15 protein-coding genes are annotated in these 16,405 nt (G+C 62.2%); 5 read left to right on the top strand and 10 right to left on the bottom strand.

The window, feature by feature from the left end; genetic code table 11:
- Positions 1-90 precede the first annotated feature (90 nt).
- Positions 91-984, top strand: coding sequence for an alpha/beta hydrolase (locus V3W39_RS02020; protein ID WP_330212313.1), 894 nt, complete (start codon positions 91-93; stop codon positions 982-984).
- Here V3W39_RS02020 and V3W39_RS02015 read toward each other — a convergent pair.
- Positions 981-1,517 (bottom strand): hypothetical protein, encoded by a 537-nt coding sequence (locus tag V3W39_RS02015; RefSeq protein ID WP_330212114.1) that lies wholly within the window; start codon positions 1,515-1,517, stop codon positions 981-983. The two genes, V3W39_RS02020 and V3W39_RS02015, sit on opposite strands and share 4 nt — an antisense overlap.
- Before the next feature lie 144 nt (positions 1,518-1,661).
- Here V3W39_RS02015 and V3W39_RS02010 point away from each other — a divergent pair, with 144 nt between their 5' ends.
- Entirely contained in the window at positions 1,662-2,009 is a 348-nt protein-coding gene (locus V3W39_RS02010; protein ID WP_442968390.1) for a c-type cytochrome, read from the top strand.
- A gap of 164 nt (positions 2,010-2,173) precedes the next feature.
- Here the strand turns inward: V3W39_RS02010 and V3W39_RS02005 are convergent, their stop codons facing one another.
- Genes V3W39_RS02005 through V3W39_RS01990 form a run of 4 tightly spaced genes read right to left on the bottom strand, consistent with a single transcriptional unit; the run spans position 2,174 to position 5,762 of the window.
- Complete coding sequence (locus V3W39_RS02005; RefSeq protein WP_177043969.1) at positions 2,174-2,614, bottom strand: bifunctional diaminohydroxyphosphoribosylaminopyrimidine deaminase/5-amino-6-(5-phosphoribosylamino)uracil reductase RibD; 441 nt, start codon at positions 2,612-2,614, stop codon at positions 2,174-2,176.
- 26 nt (positions 2,615-2,640) lie between these two features.
- Entirely contained in the window at positions 2,641-3,852 is a 1,212-nt protein-coding gene (locus tag V3W39_RS02000) for a YeeE/YedE family protein (RefSeq protein ID WP_330212113.1), read from the bottom strand.
- Positions 3,853-3,874: 22 nt separating this feature from the next.
- Positions 3,875-5,080 (bottom strand): arabinose transporter, encoded by a 1,206-nt coding sequence (locus V3W39_RS01995; protein WP_330212112.1) that lies wholly within the window; start codon positions 5,078-5,080, stop codon positions 3,875-3,877.
- A 25-nt stretch (positions 5,081-5,105) separates the two neighbouring features.
- Entirely contained in the window at positions 5,106-5,762 is a 657-nt protein-coding gene (locus V3W39_RS01990) for an O-methyltransferase (RefSeq protein ID WP_330212111.1), read from the bottom strand.
- A gap of 129 nt (positions 5,763-5,891) precedes the next feature.
- Here V3W39_RS01990 and V3W39_RS01985 point away from each other — a divergent pair, with 129 nt between their 5' ends.
- Positions 5,892-6,530: a TetR family transcriptional regulator gene (locus tag V3W39_RS01985; protein ID WP_259197309.1), complete on the top strand. Its 639-nt coding sequence runs from the start codon at positions 5,892-5,894 to the stop codon at positions 6,528-6,530.
- Positions 6,531-6,564: 34 nt separating this feature from the next.
- On the opposite strand, the gene V3W39_RS01980 is transcribed toward V3W39_RS01985, so the two are convergent.
- Entirely contained in the window at positions 6,565-7,956 is a 1,392-nt protein-coding gene (locus V3W39_RS01980) for an aldehyde dehydrogenase family protein (protein WP_330212110.1), read from the bottom strand.
- 104 nt (positions 7,957-8,060) lie between these two features.
- Between V3W39_RS01980 and ptrR the strand changes: the two genes are divergently transcribed.
- Complete coding sequence (gene ptrR, locus V3W39_RS01975) at positions 8,061-8,936, top strand: putrescine utilization regulator PtrR (RefSeq protein WP_177043964.1); 876 nt, start codon at positions 8,061-8,063, stop codon at positions 8,934-8,936.
- 570 nt (positions 8,937-9,506) lie between these two features.
- Here the strand turns inward: ptrR and V3W39_RS01970 are convergent.
- Together V3W39_RS01970 and V3W39_RS01965 are read right to left on the bottom strand one after the other, a co-directional pair.
- Positions 9,507-9,716, bottom strand: coding sequence for a hypothetical protein (locus V3W39_RS01970; protein WP_177043963.1), 210 nt, complete (start codon positions 9,714-9,716; stop codon positions 9,507-9,509).
- Positions 9,717-10,026: 310 nt separating this feature from the next.
- The gene (locus tag V3W39_RS01965; RefSeq protein WP_259197311.1) at positions 10,027-11,223 is read right to left on the bottom strand and encodes an amino acid aminotransferase; all 1,197 of its coding nucleotides are present in this window, start codon (positions 11,221-11,223) and stop codon (positions 10,027-10,029) included.
- A 343-nt stretch (positions 11,224-11,566) separates the two neighbouring features.
- Between V3W39_RS01965 and uvrB the strand changes: the two genes are divergently transcribed.
- On the top strand, positions 11,567-13,582 hold the full coding sequence (gene uvrB / locus V3W39_RS01960) for an excinuclease ABC subunit UvrB (protein ID WP_017478784.1): 2,016 nt from the start codon (positions 11,567-11,569) through the stop codon (positions 13,580-13,582).
- 118 nt (positions 13,583-13,700) lie between these two features.
- On the opposite strand, the gene V3W39_RS01955 is transcribed toward uvrB, so the two are convergent.
- Both V3W39_RS01955 and V3W39_RS01950 read right to left on the bottom strand, forming a co-directional pair.
- Positions 13,701-15,191, bottom strand: a complete 1,491-nt coding sequence (locus tag V3W39_RS01955) for an MDR family MFS transporter (RefSeq protein ID WP_177044043.1) — start codon at positions 15,189-15,191, stop codon at positions 13,701-13,703.
- Positions 15,192-15,240: 49 nt separating this feature from the next.
- Positions 15,241-16,287 carry an HlyD family secretion protein gene (locus V3W39_RS01950; protein ID WP_177043961.1) on the bottom strand — a complete coding sequence of 349 codons (1,047 nt, stop codon included), beginning with the start codon at positions 16,285-16,287 and terminating at the stop codon, positions 15,241-15,243.
- Between the last annotated feature and the right edge of the window lie 118 nt (positions 16,288-16,405).

The raw sequence follows: 16,405 nt of genomic DNA, 5'->3' as shown, positions 1-16,405 counted from the left end.
TCAGAGGGTGCCATCTCTTTTAGAGATAGAGGGAATATCGAATTGGGAACTCATACGCTGTGGCCTGCCAACGAACATGAAGTGGCGCAAATGCAGCGCTTCAACCAGAAACTGGCGTGGTTGCCGCGTTTTCGCATCCGCAACCGCGTGACGCCCCGGGTGATCCAGGCGTTGTTGCGCTCCGGCCAGATGGTGGTGGGCAACAAGTTGCTCAAGCATGGCCTGCGAGCCGAAAGCCGCCGGGTGGGCTCGGTGCCGGTGCGCATCATTCGGCCGAAGGGCAAGGTCAAGGGCGTGGTGTTGGATATTCATGGTGGCGGCTGGGTGATCGGCAATGCGCAGATGAATGACGACCTCAACGTGGCCATGGTGAACGCGTGTGACGTGGCCGTGGTGTCGGTGGATTACCGGCTGGCGGTCAACACGCCGGTGGAAGGGATTCTGGAAGACTGCCTGGCCACGGCGCGCTGGTTGCTTGGGGAGTGTGATGAGTTTGCCGGCCTGCCGGTGATTGTCGTCGGCGAATCTGCCGGTGGGCACCTGGCGGCGGCGACGTTGCTGGCGCTGAAGCAATGGCCCGAGTTGCTGGCGCGGGTGAGCGGGGCGGTGCTGTATTACGGCGTCTACGATTTGACCGGCACCCCAAGTGTGCGCACGGCGGGGCGGGAAACGCTGCTGCTGGACGGGCCGGGGATGGTGGATGCGTTGCGCCTGCTCACGCCGGGCTTGAGTGACGAGCAGCGTCGGCAGCCGGCGTTGTCACCACTGTATGGCGACCTTGCGGGGCTGCCGCCGGCGCTGATGTTTGTGGGGGAGCTGGACCCGTTGCTCGACGACACGTTGCAGATGGCCGAGCGGTGGGCGGGGAGTGAGGTGTTCCTGTTACCGCAGGCCGCCCATGGGTTTATCCATTTTCCGACGGCGATGTCCAGTCGCGTGCTTGCTTACAGCCGCGAGTGGATAACGGCTCGAGTCGAGGTTTAGAGGGGGGACACCGAGGGGCACACCTTTGCCGGGGCGCTTTTAACAAGCCCGCGGCTGACTTCTCCTGTGGCTCCATTCTTGACGACCTTATAAATGGCGATCGTGCAGTACTCTGAGGCAGCCTCATAGTCGGCGCCGGCTTCAGGCTCAAAGTAAGTGCTGTAGAGGCACTGATGTCTTCCGTCAGCACCTGAGTACACCACCGTCAGCGGCGTGTTCGGTTGCACATACACTTCGGCGCTGTTTTTTACACCCTCGCCACCGGGGATGCCCAGGCGCTTGTCATTGAAGGTTTTATCATTCAACGGGGCTAGGCTCCTTGAGTTGACCGAGCCGGCCCCCGGCAAATCCCAGTTGATGCAGGTGCTGCCGGGTACCAACCGCACGACCTGATCAGTGATCACCCTAAGTCTGCTGGTGGTCGGGTTTTGCGGCTCGTGATACGCGGTGGTAAAGGATTTGAGGGCGCCCATGGTAGAGCACCCGCCAAACAGTGGCAGGGCTAAAAGGGCCAGGAATTTAACGGCTTTCAATCGACTCGCTCCATGCTGAGTGTTTATTGGTTTCTCTTGGCGATCCTTGCAAGCAAGTGCGGCCCGAAGGAAAATCATCCGGTTTATATAACAAGGTCACAGGGAACAGTGAAAGCAAAAATAGTATTCATCGCTTCGTTGGGGATGTTGGCGCTCGTTCAAACATCACTGTCTTTTGCGGAAAATGTGAACGGGAAAAATATCTACGTGCAGCGCTGTGGCATGTGTCATGGGGCCGATATCAAGGGCACAGGACCCTTGGCCAATAAAAGCAAGCCGCCTACGCCTGACCTTACGACACCCGCTTTCAAGAAACGCCTGAATGATTATCCGGGCGTTATCGTGTCATCCATCATTCTTCGCCCAAATGGCGACCTGATTCCCAGGACGTTGCGCGAGAACGGTGTGAGGCTGTCGCCGTTCACCTGGAAGGTTCAGGACTTTCGTGATTTGAACGAGTACATGAGTGGAGTGATTTCAAAAAGCCGATGATGTTGAGAGGAAAGTCTCGCGGCAGGTGTTGGGGCTCTCCAAGGCTTTTCGCGAGGGCGGGCCTTCCCCTGTAGGAGCTGGCTTGCCGGCGAAAAATCCGAGAGCGCTGCGTTCATCCAGCGTACCAGCGTCATCGTTGACGACCATCGCCGGCAAGCCGGCTCCTACTTGCGCACCAGAAACTCGGCCAGGTCTTTGGCCGCGTCCTCTGCCAGCAAACCGACCTCCACGGTAATCCCCGCATCCTGCAGCATTTTTATGCCCACTCCCGAGTTTCGCGGGTCGGGATCCAGCATCGCAACAAACACTTTCTCGACACCGCTGTTGATCAAGGCCAGCGCACAGGACGGCGTGCGGCCGTGAAAGGAGCAGGGCTCCAGCGTCACAAATGCAGTGACCCCGGAGCAATCACCGGACACATTGCTCAGCGCCATTGCCTCCGCGTGATGCAGCCCCGGCGGTTGTGTATGGCCTTGGCTGATCACCGCGTTATCCCTCACCAGCACGCAACCCACAGGTGGGTTTGGCAGGCACTTGGGCAGTGCCAGGCGGCCCTGGGCGAGGGCGAGGCGCATGAAGTCGGCGTTGGAGGATGGGGTGGGCATGTCGTTGTGATCCTGTTAGTCGTGCCTTAGCACCCGCTTAACGCCACCTGCGGACGCTCGCCCGCAAAGAAGAACGGCCGCAACCGCACACCCACGCTATTGCCGACAAACGCCGCCACCAACCACACCCAGCCATGCAGGCTGCCCGAGGCAATCCCGCTGAAGTACGCGCCGATGTTGCAGCCGTACGCCAGGCGTGAGCCGTAACCCAGCAACAAGCCACCGATCACCGCGGCGAACAGCGAGCGCGCCGGGATTTTCAGGCTTGGAGCGAAACGTCCGGCCAGGCCCGCAGCCAACAGCGCACCGAGGATGATGCCAATGTCCATCACGCTGGTGACGTCTTCCCACACTGGCGCCGCCAGCGCTTTGGCATTGCCCGGCATTTGCCAGAACGCCCAGCTGCTTACGTCCACGCCCAACCCGGTGGCCACTTTGGCGCCCCACAGGGCGAACGCCGAAGTGATGCCCCACGGCCGACCGGCCAGTGCCAGGGTGGCGTAGTTGAGCAGGGCCAGGCCAATCGCGCCCCACACCAACGGCCATGGCCCACGCAGGCAACGGCGCAGGCCCTGGTGTTCGCTGGTCACGCCGGCTTCGAGTTGCCCGTGACGGCCTTTTTCCAGACGCACGGTGACCGCCGCGATGATCGCGAACACCGCCAGGCTGAGCAGCAAGGCCGGCACCACGCCGAAGCTTTTGACGATGGAAACCGCCGGGAACGACGGCAGCGAGAACCACCAGTCGACGTGGTGGGTGGCGATCAACGAACCGCAGATAAAGAAGAACAAGGTCACCAGCATGCGCGCGTTACCGCCGCCCACGGTGAACAGCGTGCCGGACGCACAGCCGCCGCCCAGTTGCATGCCGATGCCGAAGATAAAGGCCCCGAACACCACCGACACCCCGGCCGGCGCCACCAGCCCGACCACAGGCTGGCCGAACAATGTGCCCGCTCCCAGCGCGGGGAAGAACAGCACCACGGCAATCGCCAGCATCACCATTTGCGCACGCAAGCCCGCGCCACGTCGGTCGGTGATGAACACCCGCCAGGCCGAGGTAAAGCCGAACGCGGCGTGGTACAGCGTCAGGCCCAGTGCAGCGCCGACCACCAGCAACAGCACTTGGCGCCCGCCGACGCTGTTTTGCAGGAAGGCGGCGCCCAGCAGCAGGATGACAAATGCCAGCAGTGGCGCGACCGGCTTGCGCGCAGGGGTTGTAGAGAGGGAAAGGCTCATCGGGAATCTCGGGTGATATGGGTTAAGAGCGAGGTGGCGCAGTATAAACCTCGCGCTCTGCCACTGGCGCCTTGAAAAGCAACGCCAGCGCCACGATCACCGACAGCGCCACGGCCACCGCACCGGCCAGGTACACCGACGCCACCCCGGCTACGCCTGCCAACGCGCCGATCACCGGCGTACTGACCCCCAGCGAAATATCCAGGAACGCCACATACGCACCCATCGCCAGGCTGCGGGACTGGGGCGGTGCACGTTTTATCGCCTCCACCCCAAAGCCCGGAAACGCCAGGGAATAGCCGAAGCCGGTCAGCGCCGCGCCGACGTAGGCGATCAAGGCGGTGTCCGCGCCCCAGATCAACAGTTGCCCGGCGGCCTCGATCACCACGCACACCAGCGCGACCTTGGCGCCGCCGATCTTGTCGGGCAGGTGCCCGAAGAAAATCCGCGCGCCGATAAACGCCAGGCCGAAGGCGGTGAACGCCAATGACGCATTGCCCCATTCCTTGGTGGCAAACAGCAACGCGATAAACGCGGTGATCACGCCAAACCCGACGCTGGAGAAGGCCAGGCCCAAGCCTGGTACCCACACCGTGCGCAGCACCTTGAAAAACGAAGTGCGTCGCTGGCTGGTGGGCGCAACGCCCCGCGCCCCGGCGACGATGGCCAGTGCCAGCAGCGGAATCACCATAGTGGCCACGGCGATCCCGCTGAAACCCCACTGGCTATTCACCGCCACGCCGAGGGGCGCGCCCAGGGCGAAGGCGGCGTAGATCGCGATACCGATCCAGGCCATGACCTTGCCGATATTTTGCGGCCCCACCAACCCGACACCCCAGCCCATCGAGCCGGTAACAATCAGGCTTTCCCCGAGCGCCAGCACCACGCGCCCGGCGAGCAACACCCAGACCGAGATGGCCGGCGACGCCACAAACGCCAGGGACGCGAGGTAGACCAGGCCGGAGCTGGCGGCCACCAGCATGCCCAGGAGCATGGCGCGCTTGGGGCCGCGCATGTCGGCAAAATTGCCGGCCCAGGACCGCGACAACAACGCCCCGGCAAACTGTGCGCCGATCACCACGCCCACCACCAGTGTGTCCATGCCCAGGGTGTTGTGCAGGTGCAACGGCAGCACCGGCAGTTGCATGCCGATGATCAGGAACCCGACAAACACCGCCAGGGTGATGGGTAGTAATTTCAGTACCACGGGGCTTACCAATCCAGGCATGGGTTGAATCCTCCGGTGAGGGGCATTAGCCCAAGCGTACGGAAAGCTCGACGTCGTCGCCGATCGGCACCGACAGGTAGCCGTTTGCCGGGGAGCGCACGCGGGCCAGGTAGTCGGGGCAGTAGTCGGTGTTGTCGGCGATGATCAAGGCGCCGGGCTTGAGGCGGTTTTCCACCAGGTTCAGCACATCGCCGTACAGCGCCTTGGCGCCGTCGAGCAGCAGCAGGTCGACGCTGTCGGGCAGGCCGGTTGCCAGCGTCACCAGGGCATCACCTGCGCGAATGTCGACGAGGTCGCTCACGCCGCCTTCTATCAGGTGTTCTCGGGCCAGGGCGATCTTCGAGGGCTCGAACTCGCTGGTGATCAGCGCGCCGCCGCCGTTGTCCCGCAGGGCGGCCGCCAGGTGCAGGGTGGACAGGCCGAACGAGGTGCCGAACTCGACGATGGCCCGGGCTTTTGCGCTGCGTGCCAGCATGTACAGCAGGGTGCCGGTGTCGCGGGAGACGGGCAGCCACAGGTCTTTCAGCAGGCCGTAGAGTTCGAGGTATTCAGTCTTGCTGTGCATCAGGCGATTGCGTTCTTCGTGGGGCATGGTGCTGAAAACAGGGCTCGAGACAGCTTCGGCCTGTGTGTACAACCGTTCAATCAGGGCCGCCATCGGGGCGGAGGTAAGCGTATTCATGGGGATGTCCTGCTGCAGGTTGAGCGCCGTGAGGCGCCAGGCTAGTATGCGAATGATTCGTCGCATTTAAAGTATGCGAACAATTCGTCACATTCGCTATTCGCATTCGCCCAGCCGCAGGAACGCGCCATGACCGACCGCCAGACCTCGCAGATTTCCTCACGTAAAGAGCCAAAACAGGCGCGGTCCACCGAGTTGGTGTCGGCCATTCTGGAAGCGGCTATTCAGGTTTTGGCCAAGGAAGGCGCCAGCCGTTTCACCACCGCCCGTGTCGCGGAAAAGGCCGGTGTCAGCGTGGGATCGGTGTACCAGTATTTCCCCAACAAGGCGGCGATCCTGTTCCGGTTGCAGACCGATGAATGGCAGCAAACCTCGCAAATGCTCAGCCGGATCCTGGAGGACGTGAGTCAACCGCCTCTGGAGCGGTTGCGCACCCTGGTGCATGCGTTCATTCGTTCGGAGTGCGAGGAGGCGCAGATGCGGGTAGCCCTGAGCGACGCGGCGCCGCTTTATCGTGACGCGCCGGAGGCCCATGAAGTTCGGGCGGAGGGACAAAACATCTTCCAGACGTTCATGTTTGAATTGCTGCCGCAGGTGCCGGAAGCCACTCGCGTATTGGCCTGTGATTTGATCGCCACCACCTTCAGTTCAGTGGCAAAGGAGTTCTCGGGAAGCCCGCGCACCGAGGCGCAAATTGCCGCCTATGCGGACGCGATGGCGGATATGTTCGGTGCGTATGTGACGGTGCTTAACCAGACAGCACGATGACCCGCAGGGCGGGCCATCGTTTGACGCGATTGCCTTAACGGCGGTTCAGCCACACGGTCTGCGCATTGCAGAATTCCCGCACGCCGAAGTGCGACAACTCCCGCCCGAAGCCACTCTTTTTCACACCACCAAACGAGACCCGAGGATCGGACACGCTGTAGGCGTTGATAAAGATCCCGCCGGTTTCCAGTTGGTTGGCGATGCTGCGTGCCTTCTGCGGATCGGTGGTGAACACGCTGGCGGTGAGGCCGAACTCGCTGTCGTTGGCCAGGGCCACGGCGTGGTCGGCATCGCAGGCGGTGATGATGGAGGCGACCGGCCCGAACAGTTCCTGTTTGAACGAGGTCATCTGGTCAGTGACGTTGGCCAGCACGGTGGGTGCGTAGAAGTTGCCCGCGCCTTCGACTTTATGGCCGCCCAGCAGCAGGGTGGCGCCTTCGGCCAGGGTGGCCTGGACCTGGCCGTCGAGTTCGTCCCGCAGGTCGAAGCGGGCCATTGGGCCGATGTAGGTTTCGGTCGCGGTCGGGTCGCCCATCACCAGGTTGCGGCTGGCTTCGAGGAATTTGGCGGTGAAGGCTTCCACCACGCCTGCTTCGATGATCAGGCGCTTGGCGGCGGCGCACACCTGGCCGGAGTTCTGGAAGCGGCCGATCAGGGCGGCTTGCACGGCTTCGTCGAGGTTGGCGTCGTTGAGCACGATGAACGGGTCGGAGCCGCCCAGTTCCAGTACGCATTTCTTCAGCGCGGCACCGGCCTGGGAGCCGATGGCCATGCCGGCGCGGACGCTACCGGTGAGGGTGACGGCGGCGATGCGTGGGTCGGCGATGGCTTTGGACACGCCGTCGGGGGTGACGTTGATCACTTCGAACAGGCCATCGGCGAAGCCGGCGCGCTGGAAGGCTTGTTTCATCAGGTACGCGCTGCCCATTACGTTAGGCGCGTGTTTGAGCACGTAGGTGTTGCCGCTGAGCATGGTCGGCACGGCGCCGCGCAGCACTTGCCACACCGGGAAGTTCCACGGCATCACGGCGAGGATCGGGCCCAGCGGGCGGTATTCGATCTGGGCGGTGCCGTTGTCCACCAGGGTGGCTTCCGGGGCGAGCATGGCCGGGCCGTGGGCGGCGTACCACTCGGCCAGTTGCGCGCATTTTTCGATTTCGCCACGGGCCTGGGCGATGGGTTTGCCCATTTCCAGGGTGATCATTTGGGCCATTTCTTCGGCCTGGTCGCGCAGGGTGCTGGCCAGGGCCAGCAGCAATTCGGCGCGCTGGGCGACGGGCGTATTGCGGCCGTTGCGGAAGGCGGTGATGGAGCGGGTGAGGGCGGCATCCAGCTGCGCCTCGGTTTCGTACGGGTAGCTGGCGACCGTTTCACCGTTGGCGGGGTTGATCGACAAGGCGTGGGTCTGGGAGGAAATCTGGTTCATGGCACCGTCCTGCGCAGTGAATGGGATGGAGGCCAGCGTACGGGGCTGTATCTTTTTCGGAAACTGAATAATATTAAGCAATACATTCACGTTTGGAGAATGACTTGGATCTGGTCCAGCTGGAAATTTTCAAAGCCGTTGCCGAGCAAGGCAGCATCAGCGCTGCCGCGCAATTGATCCACCGCGTGCCGTCGAACCTGACCACGCGGATCAAGCAGTTGGAGCAGGACCTGGGCGTGGATTTGTTTATTCGCGAGAAAAGCCGGCTGCGGTTGTCCCCGGCCGGGTGGAATTTTCTCGGCTATGCCCGGCGCATCCTCGACCTGGTGCAGGAAGCCCGGGCGACGGTGGCGGGGGAGGAGCCTCAGGGCGCGTTTGCCCTGGGCTCGCTGGAGAGTACGGCGGCGGTGCGGATTCCTGCGGTGTTGGCGGCGTATAACCAGAAGCACGCCAAGGTCGAGCTGGACCTGACCACCGGGCCGTCCGGCACGATGATCGAGGGCGTGTTGTCGGGGCGGCTGGCGGCGGCGTTTGTCGATGGGCCGGTGTTGCACGCGACACTCGAAGGCGTGGCGGTGTTTGAGGAAGAGATGGTGGTGATTGCGCCGTTGCACCATGCGCCCATTACCCGGGGGCAGGATGTGAGCGGGGAGAGCATCTACACGTTTCGCTCGAACTGCTCGTATCGGCATCACTTTGAGCGCTGGTTTTCACAGGATGGCGCGGTGCCGGGGAAGATTTTCGAGATGGAGTCTTATCACGGGATGCTGGCTTGCGTGAGCGCCGGTGCCGGGTTGGCGCTGATGCCGCGGAGCATGCTGGAGAGCATGCCGGGGTTTACGACGGTGAGTGTGTGGCCGCTGACGGATACATTCCGGATATTGAATACCTGGCTGATCTGGCGAAGGGGCACGGTGTCGCAGAGTCTGAACAGTTTTGTGCGGTTGCTGGAAGAGCGCGGCCTGGCCTTAACATCGTAGCCGTAGCAGCTGTCGAGCCCCAGCGAGGCTGCGTGAGGCGCGACTCGGTTCAGAGTATGACTCGATAGCGGCAGCGCGGCCAACGCAGCCTCGCCGGGGCTCGACAGCTGCTACGGGAAGTTCAACTCAGGGAGTTAATCGCCAAATTACAGGGTGTCTGCTTGCACCGATTTGCACAAACCATAGTTGCCGGAATAGAGCGGACTGAAGGCGAAGTAGGTCCCTCTGTGGGAGCTGTCGAGCTTCAGCGAGGCTGCGATGGCGTCGGCACAGTCGACATTGATGCTGCCTGACCCACCGCTATCGCGGCCTCGCTGAAGCTCGACGGCTCCCACATTTGATCTTTATCAGCCGCCAAATTGCACAGGGCTCTGGCGCCCAGTTGTACCAGCCACAAGGCCAAACCACGATTGCTGGAAGAGCGCGGACTGAAGGCGGAATAGGTTCCCTGTGGGAGCTGTCGAGCTTCAGCGAGGCTGCGATGGCGGCGGCACAGTCGACATTGATGCTGCCTGACCCACCGCTATCGCGGCCTCGCTAAAGCTCGACGGCTCCCACATTTGGTCTTTGTCAGCCGCCAAATTGCAGGGTGCCCATGGCCAGTTTGGCCATCAGGGCGCCGGCGCCCAGTTGCACCAGCCACAACGCCAAACCACCGAGGAATACGCCGAGGGCGACTTGCAGCACCAGGCTTTTCTGGCGCTTGGCGGGGGTTGGGCGTGGGGTGAAGTGGTCCAGTTCGTCGCGGTCGGCACGCAGGTCCAGGTCGTCGTTTCTCATAGGGTACTCGAGGGGAAGGGACAGTCTTGCTGTCAGTCTAGGGGTAGCGCACTGAAAGCAGCGAATTTTTAAGGGCCACGCCTCACTTCTTAAGGTAAGCCACCACACCCTGTAGCGAGGGAGCTTGCTCCCGCTGGGCTGCGCAGCAGCCCCCATTCAGGCACCGCAATCATTCAGAAAGTTCACGGTGGCAGGTTTGGGGCCCGCTTCGCAGCCCAGCGGGAGCAAGCTCCCTCGCCACATTGGGCGCGGCGTTCAGAATGAAAAAGGGGAAGCCACCGGCTTCCCCTTTTTGTGCATCACAACAGGCTTACAGCACCTGAACGATAGCCTTGGTCACGGCATCGATGTTGTTCTGGTTCAACGCCGCCACACAGATACGGCCAGTATCCAGCGCGTAGATACCAAACTCGCTGCGCAGGCGGGTCACTTGCTCAACGCTCAGGCCGGAGTAGGAGAACATCCCGCGCTGGCGACCGACGAAGCTGAAGTCGTGGCCAGGAGCAGCCTTGGCCAGTTCAGCCACCATCTGCTCGCGCATGCCGCGAATGCGCAGGCGCATTTCGGCCAGTTCCGCTTCCCACTGGGCGCGCAGCTCAGGGTTGTTCAGCACCGCTGCAACGATCGCCGCGCCGTGGGTCGGCGGGTTGGAGTAGTTGGTGCGGATCACGCGCTTGACCTGGGACAGGATGCGCGCGCTTTCTTCCTTGGAGTCGGTGACGATGGACAGGGCGCCCACGCGCTCGCCGTACAGCGAGAACGACTTGGAGAACGAGCTGGACACAAAGAAGGTCAGGCCCGACTCGGCGAACAGGCGCACCGCAGCGGCGTCTTCGTCGATGCCGTCGCCAAAGCCCTGGTAGGCCATGTCGAGGAACGGCACTAGGTTTTTCGCCTTGACCACGTCCAGCACTTGTTGCCAGTCGGCCGGGCTCAGGTCGACGCCGGTCGGGTTGTGGCAGCAGGCGTGCAGCACAACGATGGACTGAGGCGGCAGGGCGTTGAGGTCTTCCAGCAGGCCGGCGCGGTTGACGTCGTGGGTGGCCGCGTCGTAGTAGCGATAGGTCTGTACCGGGAAGCCGGCTTTTTCGAACAGCGCCTGGTGGTTTTCCCAGCTCGGGTCGCTGATGGCGACGACGGCGTTGGGCAGCAGTTGCTTGAGGAAGTCTGCGCCGATTTTCAGGGCGCCGGTGCCGCCAACAGCCTGGGCGGTGATCACGCGGCCGGAGCTGATCAGTGGCGACTGCGCACCGAACAGCAGCTTTTGCACGGCCTGGTCGTAGGCGACGATACCGTCGATCGGCAAGTAGCCACGGGCGGCGTGTTGCGCCACGCGAATGGCTTCCGCTTCGGCAACGGCACGCAAGAGTGGAATCTTCCCCTCCTCGTTGCAGTAAACGCCCACGCCAAGGTTGACCTTGGTGGTTCGGGTATCGGCGTTGAATGCTTCGTTGAGGCCCAGGATTGGATCGCGTGGTGCCATTTCGACAGCGGAGAACAGGCTCATTTTTGCGGCAGCTCTATAGAGAGTGGAGGGACGTGTCGCGCTCCAGCCGAATGCACTAGAGCGGTGCACAAACGGGGAGCTAGTATAGAGGCCATCACCGCTCGCGGCGACAGCCGAAACGGCTTTTCGGCCAAGTTTTTCGGTTTATTTACCGACCGTTAGTCTTATTGCAACATTGGCGGCCAGCGGCATGTAGGACGATTGCCTTGAAACCCGTCACATTCGCCTCCACTTCTACAGCTATCATGGTTTTTTCCTGCAACCTGCGCCGAACAGTCGCGGGTCGCGGTCTTTTTCGTCCCCGCTGCTTTTTCCGGCCCCGGGGTGACTCAAGAGGTACGTTATGTCGGATTTCCAGCTAGTCACCCGCTTCGAGCCCGCCGGCGATCAACCGGAAGCCATCCGCCTGATGGTCGAAGGCATCGAGGCCGGCCTGGCGCATCAGACCTTGCTCGGGGTGACCGGCTCCGGCAAGACCTTCAGCATTGCCAACGTGATCGCCCAGGTGAACCGCCCGACCCTGGTGCTGGCGCCGAACAAGACCCTGGCCGCGCAGTTGTATGGCGAGTTCAAGGCGTTCTTCCCTAACAACGCGGTGGAGTACTTCGTTTCCTACTACGACTACTACCAGCCGGAAGCCTACGTGCCGTCGTCCGACACCTTTATCGAGAAAGACGCCTCGATCAACGACCACATCGAGCAGATGCGTCTGTCGGCGACCAAGGCGCTGCTGGAGCGCAAGGACGCGATCATCGTCACCACGGTGTCGTGCATCTACGGCCTGGGCAGCCCGGAAACCTATTTGAAGATGGTGCTGCACGTCGACCGCGGCGACAAACTCGACCAGCGCGAACTGCTGCGGCGCCTGACGAGCCTGCAATACACCCGCAACGACATGGATTTCGCCCGGGCGAGCTTCCGCGTGCGCGGTGATGTGATCGACATCTACCCGGCGGAATCCGACCTGGAAGCGATCCGCATCGAACTGTTCGACGATGAAGTCGAGAGCCTGTCGGCCTTCGACCCGTTGACCGGCGAGGTGATCCGCAAGCTGCCGCGCTTTACCTTCTACCCGAAAAGCCACTACGTGACCCCGCGTGAAACCCTGATGGGCGCCATCGAGGGCATCAAGGGCGAACTGGTGGAACGCCTGGAATACCTGCGCTCCAACAACAAGCTGGTGGAAGCCCAGCGCCTGGAACAGCGCACCCGCTTCGACCTGGAGATGATCCTCGAGCTGGGCTACTGCAACGGCATTGAAAACTACTCGCGCTACCTCTCGGGCCGCGAGTCCGGGCAGGCGCCGCCCACCCTGTTTGATTACCTGCCGGACGACGCCTTGCTGGTGATCGACGAGTCCCACGTCAGCGTGCCGCAGGTAGGCGCGATGTACAAAGGTGACCGCTCGCGTAAAGAGACGTTGGTGGAGTACGGTTTCCGCCTGCCGTCGGCGCTGGATAACCGGCCGATGCGTTTCGACGAATTCGAAGGCATCAGCCCGCAGACGATTTTTGTCTCGGCCACGCCGGGTAACTACGAGGCCGAACATGCCGGGCGTGTGATTGAACAACTGGTGCGCCCGACCGGCCTGGTGGACCCGCAAATCGAAATCCGTCCGGCGCTGACCCAGGTGGATGACCTGCTCTCGGAAATCACCAAGCGTGTGGCCCTGGAAGAGCGGGTGCTGGTCACCACGCTGACCAAGCGCATGTCCGAAGACTTGACCGATTACCTGGCCGACCACGGCGTGCGCGTGCGCTATTTGCACTCGGACATCGACACCGTGGAGCGCGTGGAAATCATCCGCGACCTGCGCCTGGGCACCTTCGATGTGCTGGTGGGGATCAACCTGCTGCGCGAAGGTTTGGATATGCCGGAAGTGTCCTTGGTGGCGATTCTGGATGCGGACAAGGAAGGCTTCCTACGGTCCGAGCGTTCGCTGATCCAGACCATTGGCCGCGCGGCGCGGAACCTCAATGGCCGGGCGATTTTGTACGCGGACCGGATTACCGGCTCCATGGAACGGGCGATTGGTGAGACCGAGCGTCGTCGTGACAAGCAGATTGCCTACAACCTGGAACATGGCATCACGCCCAAGGGCGTATTCAAGGACGTGGCCGACATCATGGAAGGCGCGACTGTGCCGGGCTCGCGCAGCAAGAAGCGCAAGGGCATGGCCAAGGCCGCGGAGGAGAACGCCAAGTACGAAGCGGAATTGCGTTCGCCGAGCGAGATCACCAAGCGTATTCGTCAGTTGGAAGAGAAGATGTACCAGTTGGCGCGGGACCTGGAGTTTGAAGCGGCGGCGCAGATGCGCGATGAGATTGGCAAGTTGCGCGAGCGTCTGTTGGCTGTTTGATTTGCGGTGCCGGGTCTGGCCTCATCGCAGGCAAGCCAGCTCCCACATTGATCGGTGTTCTTCTGAACAACTCGGTCTACTGTGGGAGCTGGCTTGCCTGCGATGGCGGCACCTCGGTCTAATGAGACTCCCCAGCCTTAAGCCCCGCCGGTAACGCCTTGGTCAACAAGATCGCCACCATGCTGATCCCCAGCGCCAACCCCACAAAGTGAAACGCATCGTTATAGGCCATGATCTGCGCCTGCTGATGGGCAATCTCACTCAACTTCCCCAACGCCGCCGTCTCGTTGCCAAACTTCTCGGTCAACGTCGCCATCCGTTCCGCCACTTGCGGATTGGTCGGCACAATCGCCTCCCGCAGATAATCAAAGTACGTCTTGGTGCGCGCATCCAGCAGCGTCGCCAGCAATGCGATCCCGATCGCCCCACCCAGATTTCGCAGGATATTAAACAGGCTCGACGCCGACCCCGCGTCTTTCGGCATGATGTATGCCGTGGCAATCAACGAGATGGTCACCATGATCAACGGCTGGCCCAGCGCGCGGATGATCTGGATCCGGTTGAACTGGTCGCCGGCAAAGTCCGGGTTGAGCACCCCCGACGAAAAGCTCGCCAACCCGAACAGCCCGAACCCCAGGGTGCACAGCCATTTGGGCGACACGTATTTCATCAGCTTGGGCACCAGCGGAATCAGGAACAACTGCGGAACCCCCATCCACATGATCACTTCGCCGATTTGCAGCGCGTTGTAGTTCTGGATTTGCGCCAGGTACAGCGGCAGCAGGTAAATCGAGCCGTATAACCCCACGCCCATCCCCAGGCTCGAAATGCTCGACAGCCCGAAGTTGCGATTGCCGAGGATGCGCAGGTTGATCAGCGGGTTGGGCTTGGACATCTGCACGATCACAAAGGTGATCAGGCTCAGCAGGGCGACGGTGCCCAGGCTGACAATCAGGCTCGACTCCAGCCAGTCCTTGCGATGGCCTTCCTCCAGGAACACCTGCAAACACCCGAGGCCCACAGCCATGGTGACGATGCCGAGGTAGTCGGTGCTTTTGAGCAGGTCCCAGTTGGAATCCTTTTTCTCCAGCCCGTACAGCAGGCCGGCGATCATGATCAGGCCCGGCGGGATGTTGATGTAGAAGATGTATTCCCAACCCCAGTTCTCGGTCAGCCAGCCGCCGATGGTCGGGCCGATGGACGGCGCGAAGGTGGCGGTCATGGCGAACATGGCCATGCCTTTGGCGCGGTGGTGTTCGGGCAGCTTGATCAGCGTGAGGGTGAACGCCAGCGGGATCAGTGCGCCGCCGGTAAAGCCCTGCAAGGCGCGGAACACGATCATGCTTTCCAGGCTCCAGGCCATGGAGCACATCAGCGAGGCGATCAGGAACCCGCCGGACACCCACACCGCCAGCCGGCGCGCCGACAACAGCTGCACCAGCCAGGCGGTGAGGGGGATCATGATGATTTCGGCTACAAGGTAGGAGGTGGAAATCCACGAGCCTTCTTCCAGGGTGGCCGACAGCGCGCCCTGGATGTCCTTGAGGGACGAGTTGGTGATCTGGATGTCGAGCACCGCCATAAAGGCGCCGAGCATCACGCTCATCACGGCTATCCAGTCGCGCCGGCTCGGCTCGCCGACCGGGGCCAGCAGTTGATCACCGGCCATCGTGCGGGTCTTGGATGTTCACTTTGACCGTCACCGACATGCCCGGGCGGATTTTGCCTTGCAGCGGGTTGTCGGCGGCGAAGGTCAGTTTTACCGGAATCCGTTGTACGACCTTGGTGAAGTTGCCCGTGGCATTGTCCGGCGGCAGCAGGCTGAACTGCGCGCCGGAGGCGCCGAACAGGTTGGCCACGCGGCCTTCGATCGGGGTGTCGCCGTAGGCATCAAAGGTCAGCTCGGCCTTTTGCCCGGGCTGCATGTGGCCAATCTGGGTTTCCTTGAAGTTGGCCTGCACCCAGATGTCCTGGTCGGGGACGATCGACAGCAGGTAGGCGCCGGCCTGCACGTATTGCCCGTTGCGCGCGGCCCGCTGGCCGATCAGGCCGCTGATGGGCGCGTGGATTTCGCTGCGGGTCAGGTTCAGTTCGGCCTGGGCCAGGTCGGTTTTGGCGTTGGCGATCATGGCGTCGAGGCGCTTGATCTCGGCGTTCAGTGCGTTGACCTGCTGGCGCTGGCCCTGCAGGTCGGCCTGGGCCATGGTCACCTGGGAACGGGCGATATGGTTGTCGGCGTCGAGGGTGGTCACCCGTTCTTCCGATACGTAGCCTGGCTTGCGCAGGGTTTGCGCGCGGTTCAGGTCGATCTGCGAGCGGCCGAGGGTGGCCTGGCTGGAGGACACCTTGGCTGCACCGGCGGCGATCAGGCTGGCTTGTTGGGTGAGTTTGCTCTGGGCCTGCACGCGCTCGGCCTCGCGCATGGCCAGGGCGGCGTTGGCGCGGTCGACGGCGAGGTGGAAGTCGTCGCCTTCGAGCTTGACCAGCAACTGGCCCTTTTCCACGTGTTCGTTGTCGCCCACCAGCACCTCGACGATCCGCGCGCCGAGTTGGCTGGAGACGCGGGTGATCTCGCCCTGGACGTAGGCGTTGTCGGTGCTTTCATAAAAGCGGCCCTTGAAGAACCACTGGGCGAAAAAGCCCGCGGCGATCAGGATCACGATAAACAGGAAGATAAACAGGCGGCGTTTGAGCGGGGCAGGCATGGCGATCATGTCGGTAACAAAAGGTAATGGAATATAGCCAGCGAACGCTCTGGCAAATAGCCATGTCGAGTCTTGAGACCGGAGCTTGTCTCATATGCCCTTTGTTCGCCTCCCCACG

The organism is Pseudomonas sp. Z18(2022) (assembly GCF_036346535.1).
Lineage (GTDB): Bacteria > Pseudomonadota > Gammaproteobacteria > Pseudomonadales > Pseudomonadaceae > Aquipseudomonas > Aquipseudomonas yamanorum_A.
The sequence above is the reverse complement of the archived record's forward strand: the minus strand, read 5'-3'. Positions and strand labels throughout refer to the sequence as shown.